At 70.0% G+C, this 24,018-nt stretch carries 23 protein-coding genes; 10 read left to right on the top strand and 13 right to left on the bottom strand.

The genetic code is table 11. From position 1 onward, the window contains the following. Positions 1–9 precede the first annotated feature (9 nt). Together ACAM42_RS00745 and ACAM42_RS00740 are read left to right on the top strand one after the other, a co-directional pair. The gene (locus ACAM42_RS00745) at positions 10–1,164 is read left to right on the top strand and encodes a transporter substrate-binding domain-containing protein (RefSeq protein ID WP_062470403.1); all 1,155 of its coding nucleotides are present in this window, start codon (positions 10–12) and stop codon (positions 1,162–1,164) included. Positions 1,165–1,233: 69 nt separating this feature from the next. Continuing rightward, the gene (locus ACAM42_RS00740) at positions 1,234–1,887 is read left to right on the top strand and encodes an ANTAR domain-containing response regulator (protein ID WP_095743105.1); all 654 of its coding nucleotides are present in this window, start codon (positions 1,234–1,236) and stop codon (positions 1,885–1,887) included. 6 nt (positions 1,888–1,893) lie between these two features. Here ACAM42_RS00740 and ACAM42_RS00735 read toward each other — a convergent pair whose 3' ends face one another. Then, on the bottom strand, positions 1,894–2,784 hold the full coding sequence (locus tag ACAM42_RS00735; RefSeq protein ID WP_095948497.1) for a LysR family transcriptional regulator: 891 nt from the start codon (positions 2,782–2,784) through the stop codon (positions 1,894–1,896). 90 nt (positions 2,785–2,874) lie between these two features. Here ACAM42_RS00735 and ACAM42_RS00730 point away from each other — a divergent pair, with 90 nt between their 5' ends. After that, positions 2,875–3,069, top strand: coding sequence for a DUF1127 domain-containing protein (locus tag ACAM42_RS00730; protein ID WP_070061368.1), 195 nt, complete (start codon positions 2,875–2,877; stop codon positions 3,067–3,069). A gap of 64 nt (positions 3,070–3,133) precedes the next feature. Next, positions 3,134–4,798: a hypothetical protein gene (locus ACAM42_RS00725; protein ID WP_369630826.1), complete on the top strand. Its 1,665-nt coding sequence runs from the start codon at positions 3,134–3,136 to the stop codon at positions 4,796–4,798. Here ACAM42_RS00725 and ACAM42_RS00720 read toward each other — a convergent pair. The 6 genes from ACAM42_RS00720 to ACAM42_RS00695 all read right to left on the bottom strand — a co-directional run bounded on the left by ACAM42_RS00720 (position 4,779) and on the right by ACAM42_RS00695 (position 11,389). Continuing rightward, a complete protein-coding gene (locus tag ACAM42_RS00720; RefSeq protein WP_369630825.1) occupies positions 4,779–5,363 on the bottom strand; it encodes a uracil-DNA glycosylase family protein in 585 nt (194 codons plus the stop codon). The genes ACAM42_RS00725 and ACAM42_RS00720 overlap by 20 nt on opposite strands. Positions 5,364–5,373: 10 nt before the next feature. Continuing rightward, positions 5,374–6,204: an oxaloacetate decarboxylase gene (locus ACAM42_RS00715; protein ID WP_369630824.1), complete on the bottom strand. Its 831-nt coding sequence runs from the start codon at positions 6,202–6,204 to the stop codon at positions 5,374–5,376. Positions 6,205–6,229: 25 nt separating this feature from the next. Next, positions 6,230–7,339: a serine hydrolase domain-containing protein gene (locus ACAM42_RS00710; protein ID WP_369630823.1), complete on the bottom strand. Its 1,110-nt coding sequence runs from the start codon at positions 7,337–7,339 to the stop codon at positions 6,230–6,232. 115 nt (positions 7,340–7,454) lie between these two features. Then, complete coding sequence (locus tag ACAM42_RS00705; protein ID WP_369632835.1) at positions 7,455–8,840, bottom strand: L-serine ammonia-lyase; 1,386 nt, start codon at positions 8,838–8,840, stop codon at positions 7,455–7,457. A 4-nt stretch (positions 8,841–8,844) separates the two neighbouring features. Then, complete coding sequence (locus ACAM42_RS00700) at positions 8,845–10,014, bottom strand: M20 aminoacylase family protein (protein ID WP_139703503.1); 1,170 nt, start codon at positions 10,012–10,014, stop codon at positions 8,845–8,847. A gap of 25 nt (positions 10,015–10,039) precedes the next feature. Continuing rightward, positions 10,040–11,389: a DUF3100 domain-containing protein gene (locus tag ACAM42_RS00695; protein ID WP_369630822.1), complete on the bottom strand. Its 1,350-nt coding sequence runs from the start codon at positions 11,387–11,389 to the stop codon at positions 10,040–10,042. Between the two features lie 123 nt (positions 11,390–11,512). Here ACAM42_RS00695 and ACAM42_RS00690 point away from each other — a divergent pair, with 123 nt between their 5' ends. Beyond that, positions 11,513–12,490: a LysR family transcriptional regulator gene (locus tag ACAM42_RS00690; RefSeq protein ID WP_369630821.1), complete on the top strand. Its 978-nt coding sequence runs from the start codon at positions 11,513–11,515 to the stop codon at positions 12,488–12,490. Between the two features lie 56 nt (positions 12,491–12,546). Beyond that, positions 12,547–13,005 carry a CopD family protein gene (locus ACAM42_RS00685; protein WP_369630820.1) on the top strand — a complete coding sequence of 153 codons (459 nt, stop codon included), beginning with the start codon at positions 12,547–12,549 and terminating at the stop codon, positions 13,003–13,005. On the opposite strand, the gene ACAM42_RS00680 is transcribed toward ACAM42_RS00685, so the two are convergent. From ACAM42_RS00680 to ACAM42_RS00670, 3 genes are read right to left on the bottom strand one after another with little or no spacing between them, the layout of a single operon-like run. After that, complete coding sequence (locus tag ACAM42_RS00680) at positions 13,002–13,424, bottom strand: VOC family protein (protein ID WP_369632834.1); 423 nt, start codon at positions 13,422–13,424, stop codon at positions 13,002–13,004. The genes ACAM42_RS00685 and ACAM42_RS00680 overlap by 4 nt on opposite strands. Positions 13,425–13,473: 49 nt before the next feature. After that, positions 13,474–14,712 carry a CaiB/BaiF CoA transferase family protein gene (locus ACAM42_RS00675; RefSeq protein WP_369630819.1) on the bottom strand — a complete coding sequence of 413 codons (1,239 nt, stop codon included), beginning with the start codon at positions 14,710–14,712 and terminating at the stop codon, positions 13,474–13,476. A gap of 8 nt (positions 14,713–14,720) precedes the next feature. Next, positions 14,721–15,920, bottom strand: coding sequence for an acyl-CoA dehydrogenase (locus ACAM42_RS00670; RefSeq protein ID WP_062470370.1), 1,200 nt, complete (start codon positions 15,918–15,920; stop codon positions 14,721–14,723). 184 nt (positions 15,921–16,104) lie between these two features. Here ACAM42_RS00670 and ACAM42_RS00665 point away from each other — a divergent pair, with 184 nt between their 5' ends. Both ACAM42_RS00665 and ACAM42_RS00660 read left to right on the top strand, forming a co-directional pair. Then, the gene (locus tag ACAM42_RS00665; RefSeq protein ID WP_369630818.1) at positions 16,105–17,007 is read left to right on the top strand and encodes a LysR substrate-binding domain-containing protein; all 903 of its coding nucleotides are present in this window, start codon (positions 16,105–16,107) and stop codon (positions 17,005–17,007) included. A gap of 11 nt (positions 17,008–17,018) precedes the next feature. Further along, positions 17,019–17,948 (top strand): GyrI-like domain-containing protein, encoded by a 930-nt coding sequence (locus tag ACAM42_RS00660; RefSeq protein WP_369630817.1) that lies wholly within the window; start codon positions 17,019–17,021, stop codon positions 17,946–17,948. A 35-nt stretch (positions 17,949–17,983) separates the two neighbouring features. Here ACAM42_RS00660 and ACAM42_RS00655 read toward each other — a convergent pair whose 3' ends face one another. Beyond that, positions 17,984–18,490, bottom strand: a complete 507-nt coding sequence (locus ACAM42_RS00655) for a GFA family protein (RefSeq protein ID WP_369630816.1) — start codon at positions 18,488–18,490, stop codon at positions 17,984–17,986. Between the two features lie 120 nt (positions 18,491–18,610). On the opposite strand from ACAM42_RS00655, the gene ACAM42_RS00650 reads away from it, so the two are divergent. Together ACAM42_RS00650 and ACAM42_RS00645 are read left to right on the top strand one after the other, a co-directional pair. Beyond that, positions 18,611–19,324, top strand: a complete 714-nt coding sequence (locus ACAM42_RS00650; RefSeq protein ID WP_369630815.1) for a 2OG-Fe(II) oxygenase — start codon at positions 18,611–18,613, stop codon at positions 19,322–19,324. 226 nt (positions 19,325–19,550) lie between these two features. Continuing rightward, a complete protein-coding gene (locus ACAM42_RS00645; RefSeq protein WP_369630814.1) occupies positions 19,551–21,515 on the top strand; it encodes an adenylate/guanylate cyclase domain-containing protein in 1,965 nt (654 codons plus the stop codon). A gap of 33 nt (positions 21,516–21,548) precedes the next feature. Here the strand turns inward: ACAM42_RS00645 and ACAM42_RS00640 are convergent, their stop codons facing one another. Together ACAM42_RS00640 and ACAM42_RS00635 are read right to left on the bottom strand one after the other, a co-directional pair. After that, entirely contained in the window at positions 21,549–21,992 is a 444-nt protein-coding gene (locus tag ACAM42_RS00640) for a YbaY family lipoprotein (RefSeq protein ID WP_082817958.1), read from the bottom strand. A 31-nt stretch (positions 21,993–22,023) separates the two neighbouring features. Continuing rightward, positions 22,024–24,018: an acetoacetate--CoA ligase gene (locus tag ACAM42_RS00635; RefSeq protein ID WP_369630813.1), complete on the bottom strand. Its 1,995-nt coding sequence runs from the start codon at positions 24,016–24,018 to the stop codon at positions 22,024–22,026.

The raw sequence follows: 24,018 nt of genomic DNA, 5'->3' as shown, positions 1-24,018 counted from the left end.
GACACCCCAGTGGCTGACAGGGACCCTCTTCGCGTCGGCATTCTGTATTCCGAGACCGGCGTCACCTCGACCATCGGCCTGTCGCAGCTGCAGGGCGCGCTGCTGGCCATCGAGGAGATCAACGCGGCCGGCGGCGTCGACGGCCGCGAACTCGTGGCCGTGCGCTACGACCCGCAATCGAACCCCGTGCGCTACGCCCAGCTGGCCGAGCGGCTGATCGTGCAGGACCGCGTCAACGTTCTCTTCGGCTGCTACATGTCGAGCAGCCGCAAGGCCGTGATCCCGGTGATCGAGAAGTGGAACAAGCTGCTGTTCTACCCCACGCTGTACGAAGGCTTCGAGTACTCGGGCAACGTGATCTACACCGGCGCGGCGCCCAACCAGAACAGCGTGCAGCTGGCCGAGTTCATGACCACGAACTTCGGCGCGCGCGTGTACCTGATCGGCTCCGACTACATCTACCCCTACGAGTCGAACCGCATCATGGGCGAGCTGGTGATGCAGCGCCCCGGCAGCGAAAAACTCGGCGAGCGCTACGTGGCACTCGACGCCACCGAGAAGGACTACCGCGCGATCATGGACGACATCCGCGACAAGCGGCCCGACTTCATCTTCTCGACGGTGGTGGGCGATTCCACCGCCAGCCTGTACCGCGCCTATGCCGAGGCCGGCTTCGACCCGAAGACGATGCCCATCTCGAGCCTCACGACCTCGGAGGCCGAGATTTCGCAGATGGGCCCCGGCGTGGCCACGGGCCATTTCACGGCGGCGCCGTATTTCCAGTCGATCGATTCGCCCGCCAACCAGCGCTGCCTGGCGCGGCTGCGCGCTCGCTTCGGCGACGGCTGCGTGCCCAACCTGTGCTGGGAGGCGTCGTACTTCCAGATGCACATCTTCGCCAACGCCTTCCGGCAGGCGGGCACCGATGGCATCGCGGAGATCCTGCCGCACATCCTGGGCAGCGAGTTCGATGCACCGCAGGGCCGCGTGAAGATCGATCCGACCAACCACCACACCTGCCTGTACCCGCGCATCGGCCGCGTCGACGCGCACGGGCAGTTCACCATCGTGCGCCAGGCGACGCGCCCGGTGTACCCGGACCCGTACCTCGTCACCCACTCGCTGGGCGACTGGACGGCGCGGCTCGATGCGCTGGAGCTCTAGGATGAGGTCGCGCTGCTTTCTTCCCGTTGCCGGCGAGGCTTCAAGGCGCGTCCCGCGAAAGACCTGACCGTGGACAGCACAGCCCCCAAGCGACACACCCTGCGGGTGACGCCACCGCAGCTCAAGGAGCTGCGGCTGCTGAAGATCGCGGTGATCCACCCCGACGACGCAGACGGCCGGCAGCTCACCCAGCAACTGCAGCGCATCGGCTGCCAGGTGCAGGCCTTCTGGCCGCCCGTGCAGCACCTGCCCGAGGGCATCGACGTGGCCTTCATGGCCGTGCAGCCCGACTTCATCAATCTGCGCTTCGAATGGACCCAGAGCGAGGACGCCCCTGCCGTCATCGCCGTCGTGACCTACGAGAACCCGACCATCGTCGAGGCCGTGCTCGAGATCCGCGCCAAGGCCGTGCTGCCGTCGCCGGTGCGCTCGTTCGGCCTGCTGTCGGCGCTGGTGGTCGCGCGCGAAGCGCACAAGGAAAGCCGCTCGCTCGCGCGGCGCCTGCGCAAGACCGAAGCCAAGCTGCTCGGCGTGCGCCAGCTGGCCGAGGCCAAGAGCATCCTCATGAAGACGCACGACGTGTCCGAAGGCCAGGCCCACGACCTGATCCGCGAACAGGCCATGAGCAAGCGCACCACCATGGAAGACATCGCCGCGGCCATCGTCAACGCCAACGAGATCCTCTCGCTGGGCACCCGCAGTAACAAGCCCGGGCCAGGCTGACCGTACTCAGAGCTGGCGGAACGCCGTCAGCACCTTCAGCACGCTCTGCGTGGCGCCGTCGAGCGTGGCGTGCGGGCGGTGCGCGATGCCCAGGCGGCGCGTGAGCTTCGGCGTGACCGGCACGATCTGCATGCGCTCGTTGAGCGCCGCGTCGGTGGTCTGCTGCAGCGGCAACAGCGCCGCGCCATAGCCCGCCGCCACCAGGCTGCGGATCGCCGCGTCGTAGTTGAGCTCGATGCGCGCGCGCGGCGCAAAGCCGGCCGCGGCAAACCACTCCATCGACAGCCGGTACATGTGCGTGGTCGCGTCGTTGAAGATCAGCGGCTGCGTCGCCAGCCAGGCCGGCGTGGCGCGCTTGGGCGCCTTCCAGCGCGGCGGCACGAAGGCCATCATGGGCTGCGTGCGCCACGGCGTGACCACCAGCTCGCGCTGCGGCGGCTGCGGCATCGCCACCAGGCCGATGTCGAGCGTGCCCGCCGCCAGCCGCGCCATCGCCTCGGCCGAGCCGAGGATGCTCACCTCGACGTCGATGCCCGCATGGCCCACGCCCAGCGCCTCGAGCACCTGCGGCAGCAGGTCGACCACCACGCCGGTGGAGGTGCCCAGCCGCACGCGGCCCGTGCGGCCCTCGGCCTGGCGCTTGACGGCCTCGACCGCCTCGTCGGTGTCGCGCAGCAGCTTGCGCCCGCGCTCGACCAGCGCCGCGCCGGCCGCGGTGGGCGTGACGCGGCGGTTGCCGCGCACCACCAGCTGCGCGCCCAGGCGCGATTCGAGCTCGCTGATGTGCAGGCTCACGGTGGGCTGCGCCAGGTGCAGCGCCTGCGCCGCCGCCGAGAAGGTGCCCAGGTCGGCGATGGCGATGAGGGTGCGCAGTTGGTCGAGGTTGAGCTGTCGCATCAGGAATGCTGATTGAAGGTGTCAGAAATCTCAACTTCCACAATAGCACGCGCCGCCGGAAGATGAGCGCTCCCCTACCAGGAGCCCACCGTGACCGCGCCGAAGCCACCGTCTTTTCATCAACGCCTGCTGCACGCCCTGCACGACTGGCGCCGCCGCGCCGTGACACGCCGCCGCGCCCGCGACGACGTGCTGCTGCTGGCCGGCATGAGCGACCACGACCTGCGCGACCTGGGCATCGGCCGCAGCGAAGTGCCCGAGCTGGTCGACCGCAGCCGCTACTGACCCGCTGGACCTCGCCTGCGGTTTCTTCAGGAAGCCGCGGGCAATTTGAGGTTCAATCCGGGGCGTGCCCTCCACCGCCTCCCCCGCCCTTCTTTCCATCGAACTCACCTCGCCGCAGTCCGTCGACGGACGGCGCGCGGCCTTCCAGTCGCTGTGGCTGCTGGTGCGCATGCAACACGCCCATGCCCACGGCGGCGGCAGCGGTGTCGTGCGGCTGGCCGACCTGCGCGGCGAGGTGTCCGACGCCAGCACGCTGCGCATGGTCGTGAGCCGCGCGTTCCGCGACTTCAAGGCCTGGGGCCTGGAGGTCGGCTGGGGCGAAGACCTGCAGCGCGAGCCGCGCTTTCTCAACGCCGAGCGGCGCAGCCAGGGGCCGTTCTGGCTGCCGTCCGCGCAGGCGAAGCGCCTGCGCCTGCTCGTGGACAACCGCCCGGCCACCGCCGCCGAGGTGGCGTCGTTCCTCGGCCTGCGTTCGCGCAAGGCGCAGGCCGCCGGCACGATCACGCCGCCCGACGCCGTGCACCTGCAGGACGCCGCCTTCTGGAAGCAGCTGGTCGCCTCGCAGCAGGCCGCGCGGCAGGGCCGGCTGATGTCGCCGGTGGCGGGCGGAACCGGCGGCAGCGCGCTCGAAGCCATCCGCCTGGCCGGCACGCTGGCTGCCAGCGACTTCCAGCGCGCGCTGGTCACGCTCAACGAGGCCATGCTGTGGCGCCGGCTCGGCGACAACGAGCAGGCGCGCCGGCGGCTGCAGGCGCTCAAGAAGCAGCGGCTCGCGCACCACGTGGCGGGCAACGACTACCTCGGCGCGATGGAGTGCATCGTCTCGGCCTGGTGCGCCTACACCGCGCGCGACCTGCCGCTGGCGCAGTCGCTGCTGGGCGGCATGGCGCAAGACCCGGCGCGCGCACTGGTGCTGCGCCACCACCCCGACGTGCGCTTCGAGTGGTGCAACCTGTGGGCGCTGGCCTGCCGTTCGCGCGCCCTCGCGCTGGCCGCCGACGACCGCCCGGCCGCGGCGGCGCTGGCCGAAGAGTCGCTGCAGCGCTTCGGCGAAGCGCTGGCCGCGGCCTTCGAGTCGCACTCCTTCGACGCCGCGCAGCACGTGGCGGCCAACATGGGCATGGCCGCGTGGCTGTTCGACCGCGTGGGCCTGGGCGACCTGCCGGCGCTCGCGCACGACGGCCACCGGGCCGACACCACGCGCCGCGCGGTGCAGTGGATCGCCTTCAGCGAATGGCTGTGCGGCCACACCGACGGCCAGGGCCGCTCGGCATGGAACGCGATCTACCTGATGCGCATCGCGCGCGGCCACTGCCGGCCCGACGCGCAACCCACGCTCGCGCAGTTCCGCGCGCAGAAGCCGCTCGACCCGGCCGCCATGTCGAAGCTCGCGGGCCCACTCGCCGACGCCTTCGACACCGCGAACTGGCCCGCGCGCTGGGTCGACGTGGCGCAGGCGCGGCTGGCCGACCACCAGGCCGGGCGACGCCGCTACCCCGGGCTTCAGCAAGGCAGCCTGCTGTTCGAGCACGCGTGGTACGCGGCGCATGCAGGCGACCTGAAGGCGGCCGAGCGCTCACTGGGCCTGCTGCGCGAGGTGCTGCCGCAGCTGGTGCCGAGCGACCGCGCCTACTTCACCGAGTCGTGGAACGATGCGTTGCCGGCCGAGCTGGTGCTCGAAGCCAAACCGCCAAGGAGGCCGTCGGCCCCTAGGAAGAAGGCGCGCTGAGCGCCTGCTGCACGCGCTCGCGCAGCACCGGCAGCACGTCGCGCTCGAACCACGGATGGTGCTGGAACCACGCGGTGTTGCGCGGCGACGGATGCGGCAGCGGGACGAAGCGCGGCGCGTAGTCCACAAAGGCTTCGACGGTTTCCGTCACGCCGCCGCGCGCGGTCTTTCCGAGGAGGTGGCGCTGCGCGTACTGGCCGATGAGCAAGGTCAGCGCGACGTGCGGCATCTGTGCCAGCAGGCGGTCGTGCCACAGCGGCGCGCATTCCTTGCGCGGCGGCAGGTCGCCGCTGGTGCCGCGTCCTGGGTAGCAGTAGCCCATGGGCACGATCGCGATGCGCGTCGCGTCGTAGAACAGCTCGCGGTCGATGCCGAGCCAGCGGCGCAGCTGGTCGCCGCTCTTGTCGTTCCACGGCACGCCGGTCTGGTGCACCGTGAGGCTGGGCGCCTGGCCGACGATCAGCAGCCGCGCGCTCGCGCTGGCCTGCACGATCGGGCGCGGCCCCAGCGGCAGATGCGCCTCGCATGCGCGGCAGGCGCGGATCTCGGCGAGCAGCGCATCCACGACGTTGGAGCTAGTCAGCGAACGGACGGAAGAAGGCGTTCAGCTCGGTGCCCGGCGTGGCATCGGCAAAGCCATCGAAGCGGCCCTCTTCGGCCAGCGTGCGCGCGGCACGGATGAAGCCGCCCCAGGCCGCGCGCGCCATGCCGCCGCCCACGCTGACGCGGCGCACGCCGAGCGCGGCGATGTCCGCCATCGTGAGCTCGCTGGTCGCGCCGACCAGCAGGTTGACCGGCTTGGGTGCGACGGCGGCCACCACGGCGGCGATCTGCTCGCGCGTCTTGATGCCGGGCGCGTAGAGGCAGTCGGCGCCGGCTTCGGCGTACGCACGCAGGCGCGCGATGGTGTCGTCCAGGTCGGGGCGGTTGGCAAAGAAGTTCTCGGCGCGGCCCACGAGCAGCGTGTCGCCGCCCGCGGCGTCGATGGCCCGGCGCGCGGCGCGCAGGCGCTCGACCGCGACGTCGATGGGGAACAGCGGATCGTCGGGGTTGCCCGTCGAGTCCTCGATCGACAGGCCCGCCACGCCGGTCTCGACCGCGAGGCGCACGCTCTCGGCCACGCCCTGCGCGTCGGCGGCGAAACCGTTCTCGAAATCGGCGTTCACCGGCAGGTCGGTGGCGGCCACGAGTTCACGCAGGTGCGCGAGGATCTGGTCGCGCGACATGGCGCCGTCGGCATGGCCGCGCGACCACGCGAAGCCCGAGCTGGTGGTGGCCAGCGCCTGGTAGCCCAGGCCTTCGAGGTAGCGCGCGCTGCCGGTGTCCCAGGGGTTGGGAATGACGAAGCAGCCTTGGGTGTGGAGCGCGCGAAAGTCTGCGCGCTTCTGCGCGATGGAGCGGGTCATGAGAGCCTCATCTTTCCTTCAGGGTTCAGGGAGGGGTGGCGGCCGCAAGTGCGGGCACCGGTGCAGCCGCGAGGATGTGTGCCGCGAGCACGGCGAACTGGTCGGTGCGGACCTCGCTGCGTCGCAGCCAGCCCTTGCTGTTGTCGACACGGTGCACCACGACGAGGTCGCGCTTGCGATCGACCATCATGAACTGGCCGCCGGCGCCCACGGCCAGGAGCAGCTGGTTGGGCCCGCGCTGCCAGAACGGGAAGCCCTTGAGCGGCACCCACCACAGATAGCCATAGCCGCTCCAGCCGGGTCCGACGGTCGTGTACGAGGTGGTGCTTTCAGTCACCCAGCCGGCCGGGACGATGCGCTTGTCGTGCCACATGCCGTCGCGCGCCATCAGCAGGCCGATGCGGGCCAGGTCGCGCGCCGACAGATGCATCACTTGGGCCGGGTGCTCGGAGCTGCGTTCGAGCCGGGACTCGGTGTCCTGCGGGTAGCGGAAATCCTGGAACTGCAGCGGTTCGGCCAGGTCGGTCTTCAGCGCCTCGAAGACGCTGCGTCCGGTGCGGCGTTCGAAGATGGTGCCCAGCACGTTGGCGTCCCAGTTGTTGTAGTACCAGAACTCGCCCGGCGCATGGCTGCCCCGGGCCGGTCGCTCGGCCTTGGCCTGGGCGGTCTCGTAGGCGGCCGGATGGTAGACACCCGAGCGCAGCTGCAGCAGCTGCCGCACGGTGGCCATGCGTTCGGTGTCGCTGAGCCCGTCCTTGTCGCTGATGCCGAGCTGGCCCAGCGTCTGGTCCAGGTCGATCTCGCCGCGGCCGACGTGAATGCCGTAGAGCACGCTCTGCACGCTCTTGCGCACCGAGGCCAGGTTCATCGGCTTGTCGATGTCGCCGTAGGCATGCACGAGCACGCCCTTGTCGAGCACGAGGTAGGCGTCGGACTTGATCGATGCGGCAAACGCGTCGGCCACCTTGAGCTTCGCTTCGGACCAGTGGCTCGGTTCAGCCGCGCTCGGGGTGGCCCACTGCGCGGCGGGGAACACGCCGGCCGCGGGCACGGCGTGCGCGGCGCACAGCAGCAGCACGGCAGACAGCGCGGTGCGCAACACGCCGGGCAAGAGACTGCGCGGAAGACCGGCCATGGGCATCTCGACTCCTGAAAGTCGTGCGCCTTGGAAACGACGTGGGAACCTGGGGGCTGCGGGGCCCGGCGCGACGAGCTTCGCATTCTGACGCAGCGACGCCAGCCTTGCTGCCTCAGCACTCCACCACGTTGACCGCAAGCCCCCCCAGCGAGGTCTCCTTGTACGTGGACTTCATGTCCTCGCCGGTCTGCTTCATGGTGCGGATCACGGCGTCGAGCGAGACGTAGTGGCTGCCGTCGCCGCGCAGCGCCATGCGCGAGGCGTTGATGGCCTTCACGGCGCCCATCGCGTTGCGCTCCACGCAGGGAATCTGCACCATGCCGCCGACCGGGTCGCAGGTCAGGCCCAGGTTGTGTTCCATGCCGATCTCGGCCGCGTTCTCGACCTGCGCGGGCGTAGCGCCGAGCACGGCGGCGAGCGCGCCGGCCGCCATCGAGCAGGCCACGCCGACCTCGCCCTGGCAGCCGACCTCGGCGCCCGAGATGGAGGCGTTGGTCTTGTAGAGCATGCCGATGGCCGCGGCGGTGAGCAGGAAGTCGACGATGCCCTCGTCGCTGGCCTGCGGCACGAAGCGCTGGTAGTAATGCATCACGGCGGGCACCACGCCGGCCGCGCCGTTGGTGGGCGCGGTGACGACACGGCCGCCGGCCGCGTTCTCTTCGTTCACCGCCATCGCGAAGGCATTGACCCAGTCCATGGCCGCGAGCGGATCGGCGGCGCCGGCCTGCGCCAGCAGCTCGCGGTGCAGCTCGGGCGCGCGGCGGCGCATGCGCAGCGGGCCGGGCAGCGCCTGCGCGGCCAGCGGGTTGTCGATGCCGAAGCCGCGCTGCACGCACTGCTGCATCACGCCCCAGATGCGCAGCAGGCCCGCGCGCACCTCGGCCTCGGGCCGCCACACGCATTCGTTGCGCAGCACCAGCGTGGCCACGGAGATGCCGTGCGCGCGGCACTGCGCCATGAGTTCGTCGCCGGTCGTGAAGGGATGCGGCACGGCCGCCGCCGCGGCGGCCGTTTGCGCCACCGCCTGCCCGCCCTCGACGACGAAGCCGCCGCCGACCGAGAAGTAGGTGCCTTCGGCGAGCACGGCGCCGTCGGCCGCGAAGGCGGTGAAGCGCATCGCGTTCGGGTGCTCGGGCAGCGACTCTTCGCCGCGAAAGGCGATGTCGCGCACGCGATCGAAGGCGATGGGCGTGGTGCCCAGCAGGCTCAGCTGGCCGCTGCGGCGCAGCGCCTCGAGGCGCGGCTGCACGGTCTCGGGTCGCACGGTGTCGGGCGCGTCGCCGAAGAGGCCCAGGATCACGCCCTGGTCGGTCGCGTGGCCGTGGCCGGTGGCGCCGAGCGAGCCGAACAGGTCGACGTGCAGGCGCACCACCTGCGCGAGCAAGCCGCGCCGTTCGAGCGATTGCGCGAACAGCAGCGCGGCGCGCATCGGGCCGACGGTGTGCGAACTGGACGGCCCGATGCCGATCTTGAAGATGTCGAAGGCGGAGAGCATCAGCGCATCATGCGACCGGAAGCTGCTGTTTGACCAGCGCCACCCAGTAGGCCGCACCGAGCGGCAGGATGTTGTCGTTGAAGTCGTAGTACGGGTTGTGCACGTTCGGGTCGTTCGGGCCCTCGCCCGCGCCGATGCCGATGTAGGCGCCGGGGCGCTTTTGCAGCATGAAGGCGAAGTCTTCCGAGCCCATGGCGGGCGGGATGTCGGTGTGCACCTGCTCGATGTCGACCAGGCTGGCCGCTGCCGCGATGGCCGCGTCGGTCTCGGCCGGTGTGTTGACCACGCCGGGGTAGCCGCGGCGGTACTCCAGCGCCACCTTGGCGCCGTGCGTGGCGGCCACGCCGTCGCAGATCTGCTGCATCGCCGCCTGGGTCTTGTCCTGAATGGCGGCGTCGAGCGTGCGCACGGTGCCGCGCAGCACCACGGTCTCGGGAATGACGTTCCAGGTGTCGCCGCCGTGGATCTGCGTGACGCTGACCACGGCCGCGTCGGTGGCGCCGGTGCGCCGGCTCACGATGGTCTGCAGCGCGTTGATGAGCTGGGCCGAGATCACCACCGAGTCGATGCCGGTCTCGGGCATGGCGCCGTGGGCGCCCTTGCCGGTGATGACGATCTCGAAGGTGTCGAGAAAGGCCGTCATGGTGCCCTTGCGGATCGCGAAGCGCCCGCGCGGCAGGCTCGGGAAGTTGTGCATGCCGTAGACGGCGTCGGCCGGGAACTGGTCGAACAGGCCTTCTTCCACCATCACGCGGCCGCCGCCTTCGTTTTCCTCGGCGGGCTGGAACACGAAGTGCACCGTGCCCTGGAAGGGCTTGTGGCGCGACAGGTGCTCGGCCGCGCCCAGCAGCATGGCCGTGTGGCCGTCGTGGCCGCAGGCGTGCATCTTGCCGGCGCATTTGGAGGCGTGCGCCTGCGTGCCGAGCTCCTGCATGTTGAGCGCGTCGAGGTCGGCGCGCAGCGCGATGCTGGGGCCCTCGCCGTTCTTCAGCGTGCCGACCACGCCGGTGCCGGCCAGGCCGCGGTGCACGGGCAGGCCCATGAGCATCAGCGCGTTGGCCACCACGTTGGCGGTGCGGTGTTCCTCGAAGGCGGTTTCGGGGTTGGCGTGGATGTCGCGGCGCCAGCTGAGCATGCGGGCACGGGTGTCTTCGGCAATCTCGGGGTCGCGGTACATGGCGTGTATCTCTCGTGGGATGAAATCAGTGGAAGAACTCGGCGATGAACGTGGCGCCGAGGAAGGTGCCGGCCGTCGCGGTGAGCGACACCACCACGATGCGCCAGCCGAGGCGGCGGAACACGGGCAGGTCCTTGGCGACCGAGAAGCCGGCCAGCGCCAGCACCGGCGTGGTGAAGGCCAGGAAGTTGAGCTTGGCGGTGATCGCGATCAGCGCGTCGGAGAAGGGGAACAGGCCCGGGATGCCGACCACGGTGGCCACCACCGAGAGCACCAGCACCATCGGCAGGCGCGGCACGAAGCGCTTGATGGCTTCGACGGCGCCGGCAATCGCCACCACGGCGAGCACGCCTTCGAGCGACACCAGCACCGGCACCTTGTAGGTCACGGCATTGCCGATGAGCACGCCGCCGCCCACCACCAGCCAGGCCAGCAGCGTGTCGCGCAGCGAGGTCGGCGCGGCGTGGGCCACGTCGGCGCTCGAGACGTTCGCGCCCGCGTCCACGGCGGCGCCTTGTTGTGCGCCATGCTTCGAGAAGCGGCCCAGCACCGGCTCCAGCTTGCCGTAGAGCCACGAGCACAGCGGCAGCGACAGGAACAGCGTGAAGTAGAAGCCGGCCACGGTGGTCAGCAGGTTCGACGCAGCGGCAATCGCCGTGAGCTGCGGCAGCATCTCGGGCGGGCTCTGCGCGGCGATGGCGCCCAGCGCCGCCGCCATCAGGCTGCCCGAGCCCACGCCGGCGCCCATGGCCAGCGAGCGCGGGTCGAAGATGTGCAGGCTGGCAATGAAGCCCGCCAGCACCGCGATGAACAGCGCGCCCAGCACAGTGCCGGTGATGTACTCGGCCAGCACGCCGCGGCCTTCGGGCGAGGCCATGCCGTACTTCTCGCCGATGATCACGAGGTTGCCCTCGCGGCCCACCGAGAAGGTGGCGCCCACGGCCTCGCGCTTGATGCCCAGCAGCAGCGCCAGCGGCAGGCCCAGCGCCAGGGTGCCCAGCGCATGGCCGAACTCCTGGAACAGCAGCGCCCAGCCGGCCTGCTTCACCTGCGGCAGCGCGGCGCCGACCGTGAGGCCCAGCTTCACCACGAACAGCAGCAGGCCCGCGTTGAGCAGGCCGCCGGCCAGCGACTGCTGCGCCGTGGCCACGCGCACCACGCCCGGCACGCGCCGGTCCGCGATGCCCCAGGCGGCGGCCATGAGCAGCGCCCACAGCATCGGCAGCAGCACCACCTTGCCGGGGCCGACGCTGAACTGCGTCGGGCCGATGAGTTCAGCCACGGCCACGAGGACCAGGGTGACGACGAGGAGCTTGAATTTGCCGGCGGCGGTGGACGGCGCGACGGCTGCAATCGTGGAGGCGGCGGAGGTCATGGGTGGGGCGGGATGGGGCGTTTTCGAGGGGTGCCGGCGAGTTTCGGGCGGCGAGCCTCTTGCATCAATGACCGCAAATAAGGATATTCGTTGCATTGAATGCAACACTCGGAGACGACCGCCATGGACGACAAGCTCGACACCCGCCGGGTGCGCTACTTCATGCAGGTGCTCGACAGCGGCTCGGTGCGCGGTGCGGCCGACGTGCTCGACATGGACCCGTCGGCCGTGAGCCGCGCCATCGGCATCCTGGAGACCGAGTGCGGCCTGCCGCTGCTGGAGCGCCACGGACGCGGCGTGGTGCCCACCGACGCGGGCCAGCTGCTGGCCGGCTACGTGCGAAGGCAGCAGGGGCAGAAGCAGCACCTGCTGGCGCAGATGGACAGCATCCGCAAGATCGAGAGCGGCCACATCGACATCGTGGCCGGCGAAGGCTATGTCGACTGGCTCATGCGGCACAGCCTGCGCATCTTCATGGCCAGCCACCCGAAGATCACGGTGAACCTCGATGTGGCCAGCACCGACGAGATCGTGCGCCGCGTGATCGAGGAACGTGCCCACATCGGCATGCTGTTCCAGCCGCCGAAGGACGAGCGGCTCACCTCGCACCAGTCGCACGCGCAGCCGATCCAGGCCATGGTGCTGGCCTCGCACCCGCTCGCGCAGCTGGAGCGCCCGCTGAAGCTGGCCGACCTGCTGCCCTACCCCGGCGCCACGCTGCACCGCAACTTCGGCGTGCGCCAGCACATCGAGGCGGCCGAGATCAGCGAGGGCGTGCGGCTGCCCGCGCTGCTGACCACCACCTCGTTCAGCGCGCTGGGCCATTTCGTGTCGGCGGGCCTGGGCTACACGCTGGGCACGCGCATCTCGCTCACGCCCAATGCCGACCACCCGTCGCTGGTCGAGCTGCCGATGAAGAACCCGCTGCTGTCGCAGGGGCGCTCGCACATCGTGTCGCGCCACGGCCGCCTGCTGCCGCCGGCCGCGGCGACGCTGCTGCGCCAGGTGGTGGCGGACATGAAGCGCTATGCCGATTCGATCGCGGGCACGGGCATCGGCAAGCCCCGTGCGAGCACGCGCGGGCGCGGCGCGACGGGTTGAAGGGCATGGGGGCTTGCGTTGCGTGCGCGCACGGTTCGGTGTTCTGATCGGACCCCATGTCCTACCTCGCTCCCCTCTTCATTCACCTGCTGTGCGCTGCCTTCTGGGTCGGCGGCATGGCCGTCATGCACTTTGCGGTGCGCCCCGCCGCCGTCGCCACGCTGGAGCCGCCGCTGCGCCTGCGCATGATGGCCGCGACGCTGCGGCGCTTCTTCATCGGGGTGGACGCGTCCGTCACGCTGCTGTTCGTGAGCGGCTTCGCGATGATCCTCGCGACCGGCGGCTTTCGCGCGGTGCACTGGCGCGTCGAGGCCATGATGGGCATCGCGCTCGTGATGGCGGCGGTCTACGTCTACATCCGCGCCTCAGTGTTCCGCGCGCTGCGCCGCGCGGTGGACGACAGCGCCTGGCCCGTGGCGGCGGCGCGGCTGAACACCGTGCGCCAGCTGGTGACGCTGAACCTCGCGCTGGGCGTGGTGGTGTTCGCGGTGGCGGTGATCGGGCGCGGCGGCTAGGCCGCAGGGCCCTTCAGCTCAACGCCGTTGCCATCGGGATCCTCGATGTAGATCGAAGGACCACTGCCCTCGGCCCCGAAGTTGTTCTGCACCTCGCCCTGCACCGGCACGCCGTGCCGCGCCATGCGCGCGCGGATCGCGGCTTCATCGAAAGGCTCGATGCGCAGGCACAGGTGATCGACGTTGCGCCCCTCGCGCCCGGCCAGCGCGCCGCCCTGGCGGCCCAGCTTGCCGTCGTGCGTGACGAGGTCGATGAGGCTGCTGCCGGCGCGCAGGTGCACGAGGCCGAGGTCGTCGCGGCGCTTCTCGAGCGTGCAGCCGAGCACGTCGCAGTAGAACGCCATGGACCGCACGGCGTCGCGCACGCGCAGCACGACGTGGTCGATGCGCAGCACCGCGAACGGCGGCGCATCGGCCATGGAAGAAGCTGGAGACGAAGCAGGCGGGCGCGTCATGCCCGCCAGTGTGTCAGACCACCCCGGCCGCGCGCAATGCCTCGAAGCGCGAGGCGTCGACGCCCATCTCGGCCAGCACCTCCTGCGTGTGCTGCCCGAGCGCGGGCGGTGCGCGGCGCAGCACCGGCGGCGTGGCCGTGAGGCGCAGCGGGCTCGCCACGCCGGTGATGCTGGCGATGCCGTCGCCGGCATCGCGCGGCAGCGTGACGGCCAGGCCGCGCGACTTGACCTGCGCGTCGTCGAAGGCCTGCGCGATGTCGTTGATGGGGCCGCAGGGCACGGCCTTGTCTTCGAGCAGCGCGACCCAGTCGGCGGTGGTGCGGGTGCGTGTGAGCTCTTCCATCATCGGGATCAGCACGCCGCGGTGTTTCACGCGCAGTGTGTTGGTCGCAAAGCGTTCGTCGGCGGCCCATTCGGCGTGGCCGGCGGCTTCGCAGAAGCGCGCGAACTGGCCGTTGTTGCCGATGGCCAGCAGCATCGAACCGTCTTGCGTCGGAAAGTCTTGATAAGGCGCGAGGCTCGGGTGCGTGTTGCCCTGGCGGCCCGGCGCCTTGCCGGTGTTGAGGAAAGCGCTCGCCTGGTTGGCGAGGATGGCCATGCCCACGTCGAGCAGCGCCATGTCGATGTGCTGGCCTTCGCCCGTGCGGTCGCGCACCTGCAGCGCCGCGAGGATGGCGGTGCTGGCGTAGACGCCGGTGAAGAGATCGGTGAGCGCCACGCCCACGCGCAGCGGACCGCCGCCGGGTTCGCCGTCGGGGCGGCCGGTGATGCTCATCATTCCGGTCATGGCCTGGATCATCAGGTCGTAGCCCGCGCGCTCGGCGTAGGGGCCGTCGTGGCCGAAGCCGGTCACGCTGCAGTAGATGAGGCGCGGGTTGGCCGCGCGCAGGCTTTCCTGGTCGAGGCCGTACTGCTTGAGGCCGCCGGTCTTGAAGTTCTCGACCACGATGTCGGCCTGCGCCGCCATCTGCTGCAGCAGCGCCTGCCCTTCGGGCGTGGCCATGTCGATGGTGACCGAGCGTTTGTTGCGGTTGCAGGACGTGAAGTAGCTGGCCTGGTCGGTGTCGTGGCCGTTCGCGTCCTTCACGAAGGGCGGGCCCCAGGTGCGCGTGTCGTCGCCGACGCCGGGGCGTTCGATCTTGACGACGTCGGCGCCCAGGTCCGCGAGGATCTGCGTGCACCACGGGCCCGCGAGCACGCGGGACAGATCGAGGACCTTGATGCCGTCGAGTGCTGCGGGCTTGGTGGTCATGCGTCCGATCAGTTCGCGAAAGCGGCGATGCCGGTGATGGCGCGGCCCAGGATCAGGGCGTGGATGTCGTGCGTGCCTTCGTAGGTGTTGACCACTTCGAGGTTCACCAGGTGGCGTGCCACGCCGAACTCGTCGCTGATGCCGTTGCCGCCCATCATGTCGCGCGCCATGCGGGCGATGTCCAGCGACTTGCCGCAGTTGTTGCGCTTCATGATCGAGGTGATCTCGACCGCGGCGATGCCCTCGTCCTTCATGCGGCCCAGGCGCAGGCTGCCTTGCAGGCCCAGCGTGATCTCGGTCTGCATGTCGGCCAGCTTCTTTTGAATGAGCTGGTTGGCGGCGAGCGGGCGGCCGAACTGCTTGCGGTCCAGCGTGTACTGGCGGGCGCGGTGCCAGCAGTCTTCGGCGGCACCGATGGCGCCCCACGAGATGCCGTAGCGGGCGCTGTTCAGGCAGGTGAACGGGCCCTTGAGGCCTTGCACTTCGGGGAAGGCGTTTTCTTCAGGGCAGAACACGCCGTCCATGACGATTTCGCCGGTGATGCTGGCGCGCAGGCCGACCTTGCCGTGGATGGCCGGGGCGGTCAGGCCCTTCATGCCCTTTTCGAGCACGAAGCCGCGGATCGGGCCGACGGTGCCGCTTTCGCTGACTTCCTTGGCCCACACCACGAACACGTCGGCGATGGGCGAGTTGCTGATCCACATCTTCGAGCCGCTGAGCGAGTAGCCGCCCGGCACCTTCTTGGCGCGCGTGGCCATGCTGCCGGGGTCGGAGCCGTGGTCGGGTTCGGTCAGGCCGAAGCAGCCGATCCATTCGCCGGTGGCGAGCTTGGGCAGGAACTTCTGCTTTTGCGCTTCGGTGCCGAATTCGAAGATCGGCACCATCACCAGCGAGCTCTGCACGCTGGCCATCGAGCGGTAGCCCGAGTCGACGCGCTCGACTTCGCGGGCGATCAGGCCGTAGGCCACGTAGTTCAGGCCGGGGCCGCCGTACTGCTCGGGGATCGTCGGGCCGAGCAGGCCGAGCGCACCCATTTCGCGAAAGATCGCGGGGTCGGTCTCGCCGGTGCGGAAGCCTTCGATGACGCGGGGCGCCAGGCGCTCCTGGCAGTAGGCGTTGGCCGCGTCGCGGATCATGCGTTCTTCGTCGGTCAGTTGCTGGTCGAGAAGAAGGGGGTCGTCCCAGTGGAATTGCGCTTTGGCGGCCATGTGGATGTCTCCGGAAAAGGAAGAAGAAACAAAAGAAGGGGAATGCGGTCGATCGTAGCCACGCAGGAGGCCCGGCGCAAACGATGAATCCTCACCCAGATATGCGTCTGACGCACATCTTGAGAGATACATCCTGTTGATTTACTGGTGAAACCAATCCGCCAGTCATACACTCCCGGCATACATGCGCCGCAAGATCCCGCCCCTGCAGACCCTCGTGTGCTTCGACGCCGCCGCGCGCCACGAGAGCTACACGCGCGCCGCGCAGGAACTGGCGCTCACGCAGAGCGCGGTGTCGCGCCAGGTCGGCGCGCTCGAGGCCTTCCTGGGCGTGGCGCTGTTCCGCCGCACGCGGCACGGCGTGGCACTCACGGCCAGCGGCACCGCCTACGCGCGCCAGATCGCCCGCCGCCTGGAGGCCATGGAGCGCGACACGCTCGACGCCATGGCGCACCAGGGCGAAGGCGGGTCGCTGTCGCTGGCGGCGGTGCCCACCTTCGCCACGCGCTGGCTGGTGCCGCGCCTGCGCGGTTTTGCGGCGCTGCAGCCCGACGTGGTGGTGCACATCGAGACGCGCACCCGCCCCTTCCTCTTCGCCGACGCGGAGTTCGACGCCGCGCTGTACGCGGGCACGCCCGCGCAGGTCGAGAACTGGGCCGGCACGCGCGCGCTGCTGCTCATGCATGAAGACGTGGTGCCCGTGTGCAGCCCTTCTCTCTTGCCCGACGGCAAGGCCGTGTCGCCCGACGCCATCGCGCAGATGCCGCTGCTGCAGCAGAGCACACGCCCCGACGGCTGGCGCCAGTGGTTCGACGCGCAGCAGGTCGACGCGCCCACCGCGCGTGGCGGCCCGCGCTACGAGCTGTTCTCGATCCTCGCTGCGGCGGCCTCACACGGCCTGGGCGTGGCGCTGATGCCGACCATGCTGGTGGCCGACGAACTGACGCGCGGCGAGCTGGTGGTGGCCTGCCCGCGGGCGCTGTCGGCGGAGCGCAGTTATTACCTCGTGACGCCGGAGCGGGCGGATCAGCGGCCGTTGCTGAAGTTGTTCAGTGATTGGTTGCTCGCGCAGGCCCGCCAAGGTTGAGAATGCGCGCCATGCCGCGCGACAGCCGCTCCGAGTACGAATGGCGCATGCACAAGGTGCTGACGCACATCGACGACCACTTGGACGAAGCACTCGATCTCGCGGCGCTGGCCGACGTGGCGCATTTCTCGGCGTACCACTTCCATCGCCTCTTCGCAGCCTGGGCCGGCGAGACGCTGGGCGACTACATCCGGCGCCGCCGCGTGGAGGTGGGCGCGCTGCGGCTCGCGACGCAGCCGCGCCTGTCGGTGCTCGAGGCGGCGGTGTCGGTGGGCTTCGGTTCGGGTGAGGCGTTCACCCGCGCGTTCCGCGCGCATTTCGGCAGCGCGCCCAGCGCGTGGCGTGCATCGCACGACTGGGCGCTGCCCTGCGACGATCCCGCACGCAAGAGCAATCCTGATCAGATCGCCCTGCACGGCTTCACGAAGAATGGATCTCCAACGCGCAATCCTGCGCACGAGGAGCCACCTGTGAATGTCCAGCTGATCACCCGCTCTCCCGTCACCATCGCCTACCTGCGCTACACCGGTCCGTTCGGCGCGCCGGTGGGCGCGTTCTGGGCCGAGAAGGCCGCGCCCTGGATCGGCGCGCACAAGCTGTGGTCGCATGCGCGCTACGGCATCAGCCACGACGACCCGAGCATCACCGCGCCCGAGCACTCGCGCTACGACGCTTGCGTGGAAGTGCCCGACGATTTCGTGCCCGATGGCGGCTTCCAGAAGACGGTGCTGCCGGGCGGACGCTATGCCGCGCTGAGGTTCCAGGGCCTGCCCGAAGAGATCAACGACGCATGGACGCGCCTCATGCGCGACTGGCTGCCCGCGAGCGGCTTCCAGTTCGACAGCCGGCCCGCGTTCGAGTACTACGCCCCCGACATGGCCTTCGACGAGAAGACGAACGCGTTCGAATGCGACATCTGCATTCCGATCGCGCCGCTCTGAAAGGCGCGGGACGGCAACTGGCCAGCGCGGCGCGATCAGCCCTTCGCGGGCCGGGCGCCTTCCCGCGCATAAGCTTCGATCATCGCCGGAAAGGCGTCCATCGCAGGCAAGGTGCCGAAGCTGTGCTTCGCGGGCGTCGTGGCCCACGGCAGCTTCTCGTCGGTCCAGGTTTCCGCAAAGGGCGCGACCCATTCGTGCCGGTCGAGCATGGTGGCGCGCAGGTTGACGAAATAGTCCATGCCTTCGGTGCGCGTGAACATCCAGCTCTTGCAATGCGGGCAGAAGAAGTGGTGCGACTCCTCGCCGTGCAGCCCGCCGATGACGGGTTCGCCCGACACCACTTCGAAGCCCGGCGCGGGGATCGCCAATGACAGCGAGAACGCACTGGCGCTCATGCGCTGGCAGCCGGTGCAGTGGCAGGCCATGGCCAGCAGCGGCGGTGCGGTGATGCGCAGGCGCACCTGGCCGCAGCGGCAGCCGCCGGTCCAGGGGAGTTGCCAGTCGTTGGCGGTGTCTTGGGGGGTGTGGTTCTGGGTGCTCATTGAATGTGAATGCTTTCAGGCTGGGTCTTCAGGATGATCGCTCAAGCCGGGCCCTGCCCCACCGAAACCCGCGTCCGAAAACGGCGAGCCCGCATCCGGCGGCCGCGCGACACTGCCCGCATGAGTTCTTCCGTCGCCGCCCGCATCCACGCCCTCGACTGGCCCCGCATCGATGCCGACCTCGCCGCGCGCGGCTGTGCCGTCACCGGGGCGTTGTTCACGCCCGCGGAATGCGCCGCGCTCACAGCCATGTACGACGAGGGCGCGCGCTTTCGCAGCCGCGTGGTCATGCAGCGCCACGGCTTCGGCCAGGGCGAGTACCAGTACTTCGCGAACCCGCTGCCTTCCAAACTCGTGGCGTTTCGCAGCGCGCTGTACGAACGCCTCGCGCCGCTGGCCAATGCCTGGGCCGCGGCCATGGGCCAGCCGGCCGACTACCCGCCGGACCATGCGGCCTACCTCGCGCGCTGCCATGCGGCGGGCCAGCTGCGCCCCACCCCGCTGCTGCTGCGCTACGGCGAGGGCGACTACAACTGCCTGCACCAGGACCTGTACGGCGACCTGCAATTTCCACTGCAGCTCACGGTGCTGTTGAGCCGGCCCGGCGAAGACTTCACGGGCGGCGAGTTCGTGCTGACCGAGCAGCGCCCGCGCATGCAGTCGCGCGCCGAGGTGGTGTCGCTCGCGCAGGGCGAGGCGGTGATCTTCGCGGTGAACCAGCGGCCCGTGGCGGGCACGCGCGGCAGCTACCGCGTGACGATGCGCCACGGCGTGAGCCGCGTGCGCAGCGGACAGCGCCACACGCTGGGCCTGATCTTTCACGACGCGCGCTGAATAGAACGAACGTCCGTTCGCAAGCAAGCCCTCGGGCGCAGCAACATCGCACCAAGCGTGCAAAGTTGCACACATGTACCAAATACAGGCGAAAATCCCGCGCGCATCCGGGGGATTGCCAGGATGGCCGGCGCACACGATCGGCCCCGCAACACCCTCCGGACGCCGGACCACGACCTCGTGAGGAGGAGCCGGGGTCCGTTCCGAGTTGTCGTCAGGGAGCTGTATGTACAAGGAATCGTCCGGGCCTCCGGATGGGACGGGTCGCCCGTCTTTCGCGCACGTCACCACGCCGGTGCCACCATCCCCGTCCCCTTCCACCGCCGAGAGTCCGCCGCCCCGACGCCCGCGTCGCTTCCGGGTCGATGTCGGCTCCATCGTCAGTGCCGTGGCGCTCGCGCAGTCGCTGCTGCTGGTCACGCTGGGCTACTGGGGCTCGCAGCGGCTGGTGACGACGATCGGCACCTCGGCGCACAAGTCGAACCACGACCGCACTGAAGACAAGGTGCTGGCCTTCCTGGCCAAGGCCGAGTCGGCGGTCGGCGCAATCGGCAGCTCGCCCAGCCTCACGCCCGCGGGCGAGAACGTGGACCGCACGGCCGAGCTCCTGTGGACGCTGCTGCAGCAGTCGCCCGAACTCGACAGCGTGTACGTGGCGAACGTCGAGGGCAAGATGCTGATGGCGCTGCGCTACCCGGTGCCGGCGATCCGCCACATCGCGCGCGGCGCCGACTTCACCACCGAGACCTGGCAGTACAAGCTGCCGCTGGGTTCCGAGGCCGACGTGCAGCAGCGCTTTGCCACGCAGCGCGTGGAGGCCTACCGCAGCAACTACAACCCGACGCAGCGCAGCTGGTTCGTGCAGGCGCGCAAGACGCAGGGTCCGGTCTGGACCGTCCCCTACGTGTTCGCCGCCGCGCAGGAGCTGGGCGTGACCTACGCGCTGCCCAGCCAGCGCCGCCAGGCCGAGGGCAGCCCGCAGGCGATGGTGGTGGCGGGCGACGTGTCGCTGGGCCGGCTGTCGGAGTTCGTGCGCCTGTTCAGCCGCAACGGCAACGGCAACAGCGCCCTACTGAGCGCGGACCACAAGGTGCTCGCGCGCAGCGACATGCCGGGCGTGCTGCACACGCTGGAGGCGCCCACGGGCGCACTCGGCGCACTGAACGCGCAGATGGTGGCCGACGGCATCGCCGGCAGCGGCAGCGACAAGGCCTTCGCCTTCAGCCACGAAGGGCGGCGCTACCTGGTGCAGGCCTCGCGCATTCCCGCCACCGGCTGGCAGCTGGTCAGCTGGGTGCCCGAAGACGTGCTGCTGGGCGGCCTGCGCCGCGCGGTGGCGTGGTCGCTGCTGCTGGCGCTGGTGTTCCTGGGGCTGGCGCTGTACATGTCGCTGAAGCTCTCGAAGCTGGTGACGGCGCCGGTCGAGAACCTCTCGCGCATCGCGCACCGCATCGGCCGCCTCGAGCTCGACGACCTGCCGCGCGAGCCCAGCCGCGTGCTCGAGATCCAGCACCTGGACCAGGCGCTCGACGATTCGGCGCGCAGCCTCAAGGCCTTCAGCAAGTTCGTGCCGGTGGATGTGATCAACCAGCTGGTGGCGCAGGGCCACGCGCTCGCACCCAACGGCTCGCCGCGCCAGGTGACAGTGATGTTCACCGACGTGGAAGGCTTCACTTCGATCTCCGAATCGATCGCAGCCGACGTGCTGGTGCGCCAGCTGACCGACTACTTCAACCTCGCGGCCGCGGTGTTCGCGCGCCACGGCGGCGTGATCGACAAGTTCATCGGCGACGGCATCATGGTGCTGTGGGGCGCGCCGGCCGACCTGGAAGACGCCGAGTACAAGGCCTGCCGCGCCGCGCTCGAGCTGCACGCCGAGATGCACCAGCTCAACCGGCAGTGGGCCGAACAGGGCCTGCCCGAGTTCCGCACGCACATCGGCATTCACACGGGCGTGGTGGTGGCGGGGGTGCTGGGCTCGAACGACCGGCTGTCGTACACGGCGTTCGGCGACGTGGTGAACGTGGCGAGCCGCATCGAAGGCGCGAACCGCCAGCTGGGCACGCGCATGCTGATCTCGGAGGTCACCTACGCGGCCCTGAACGGCCGGCTGGCCACGCGGCGCATCGAAGAGCTGGTGGAGCTGCGCGGCCGGCAGACGCGCATGGTGCTGCACGAACTGCTGACCTGATCCGCGCGAGCCTGTCGCGCGGGTCGGCATCGATCAGCGCGAGGGGCGCGGCGGCGGTGGTGGCGTGGCCACGCGCACCAGCATCAGGTTGGCGGTGGTGCCGTTGCCCTGCGTGAGCACCGAATACTGCGTGTCGTTGATGAACAGCAGCTGCTCGCCGCGCGTGATGCGCGCCGCCACGGCGTAGCGCATGCGCGGGTCGATGCGCGCGGCATCGACGCTGAGTTCGAAGGCGAAGGGCGGCTGCTTGCCGTTGGCGGGAATGCGCTGCTCGGCGAGCACGACCGAGGGCGCGTCCATGCGCGACACGTCGAGCAGTTGCACGCGCACTTCGGCTGCGGGGTCGAGCGCGATGCGCTCGCGGTAGGCCACGGTGCCCGTCACGCGCAGCGGTGCGGCGGCGGGTTGGGCCGGCGTGCCCGGCGAGCCGCCCGCGCAAGCGCTCAGGACGGAAGCGCCGGCAACGGCGGAGAGCATGAGGAGGCTGGTGCGTCTTTTCATCGCCCCATTATGCGGAGGCCCGCTGCGCGGCGAAAGCCACATACCAATCCAGGCTGCCGGGGTTTGCCATCGCCTCGCGGTTCACGACCTTCTCGATGGGCTGGCCCAGCAGCAACTTCTTGATCGGCAGCTCCTGCTTCTTGCCCGACAGCGTGCGCGGAATCTCGGCCACCTGGAAGATGTCGTTGGGCACGAAGCGCGGCGACAGCGAGGTCTTGATCGCACTGTTGATGCGCGTGCGCATGGCGTCGTCGAGCGCCACGCCGGGACGCAGCACCACGAACAGCGGCATGTAGCTGTCGCGGCCCAGGTATTCGAGGTCGACCACCATCGAGTCGAGCACCTCGGGCAGGCCTTCGACCGCGCTGTAGATTTCGCTGGTGCCCATGCGCAGGCCTTGGCGGTTGATGGTGGCGTCGCTGCGGCCGTAGATGATGCAGCCGCCGTCGCTGCCGACCTTGATCCAGTCGCCGTGACGCCACACGCCGGGGTAGGTGTCGAAGTAGCTCGACACATAGCGCGCGTTGCCCTCGTCGCCCCAGAAGTACAGCGGCATCGACGGAATGGGCTGCGTGCACACCAGCTCGCCGACCTCGCCGATGACCGGCTGGCCCTGCTCGTTCCAGGCCTCGACCGCGTGGCCGAGTTCGCGGCACTGCATCTGGCCCGGCACTTCGGGCAGCTCGCGGTTGCCGCCGACGAAGGCGCCGCAGAAGTCGGTGCCGCCCGAGATGTTGCACCACCACACCCCCTTCGAGCCCGCGTCGAGGATCTGCTGCGAGCCCCAGCGCTGCACCTCGTCGGGCAGCGGCGAGCCGGTGCTGCCGAGCGCGCGCACGCGCGACAGGTCGCCGCAGTCTTTTGCGACGAGCCCCGCCTTCATGCAGTTGGTGAAGTAGGCCGCGCCCGCGCCGAAGAAGGTGACGCGGTGCTTCGCAACGAAGCGCCACAGCACGCCCCAGTCGGGCTTCTCCTTGCTGCCCGCCGGGTTGCCGTCGTAGATGCAGATGGTGGCGCCGAAGGCCAGGCCCGAGAGCTGCGAATTCCACATCACCCAGCCCGTGGAGCTGTACCAGTGGTAGCGCTCGCCGAAGTTGTTGGCACCGTAGCTCGCGCCCACGTCGTTGTGCAGGCCGCAGGCGTGCATGGTCAGCAGGATGCCGCCCTGCCCGTGCACGATGGGCTTGGGCAGGCCGGTGGTGCCGCTCGAATAGACGATCCAGATCGGGTGGTCGAAGGGCAGCCACTCGGGCTCGAAGGCTGCGACTTCGGCGTCGTCGCGCGCAATGGCCTGCTGCCATTCGACGTCGTGCGCCACCGCGTTCGCGGCAAAGGGCGTCTGCACGAGCAGCAGCTTCTGCACGCTCGGCAGCTGGCCGCGCAGCTCCTGCAGCACGGTGCTGCGGTCCAGCGGCTTGCCGCCGTAGTGCACGCCGTCGACCGCGATCAGCAGCGTGGGTTCGATCTGGCGGAAGCGGTCGGCCACGGCGGCCGTGCCCATGTCGGGCGCGCACACGCTCCACACCGCGCCGATGCTGGAGCACGCGAGGAACGCCACCATGGTCTCGGGCACGTTCGGCATGTAGGCGGCCACGCGGTCGCCGCGGCGCACGCCGAGCGACTTCAGCGTGAGCGCCACCGCGGCCACCTGCCGGCGCAGCTCGGGCCACGACAGCTCGCGCACCTCGCCGCGTTCGTTGTCGCTCACGATCGCGGGCAGGCCGGCCGCATGGGCCGCATCGGCGTGGCGCAGCACCTCGCGCGTGTAGTTGACCTGCGCACCGGGAAACCAGCGCGCGCCGGGCATGCGCCGTTCGGCGAGCACCGCGGTGTGCGGCGTGGGCGAGTGCAGGCCGGCGTAGTCCCAGATGCTCTGCCAGAAGGCATCGAGGTCGGTGACGGACCAGCGCCACAGCGCGTCGTAGCTGTCGAAGGCCAGGCCGCGCGTGTCGCGCAGCCAGTTCTGATAAAGGCGGATCTGGGGGATGTTGGGAGCGGGCAT

This window comes from Variovorax sp. V35 (genome assembly GCF_041154465.1).
GTDB lineage: Bacteria > Pseudomonadota > Gammaproteobacteria > Burkholderiales > Burkholderiaceae_C > Variovorax > Variovorax boronicumulans.
Note: the sequence above shows the minus strand (reverse complement) of the source record. Positions and strands in the feature narration are given on the sequence as shown.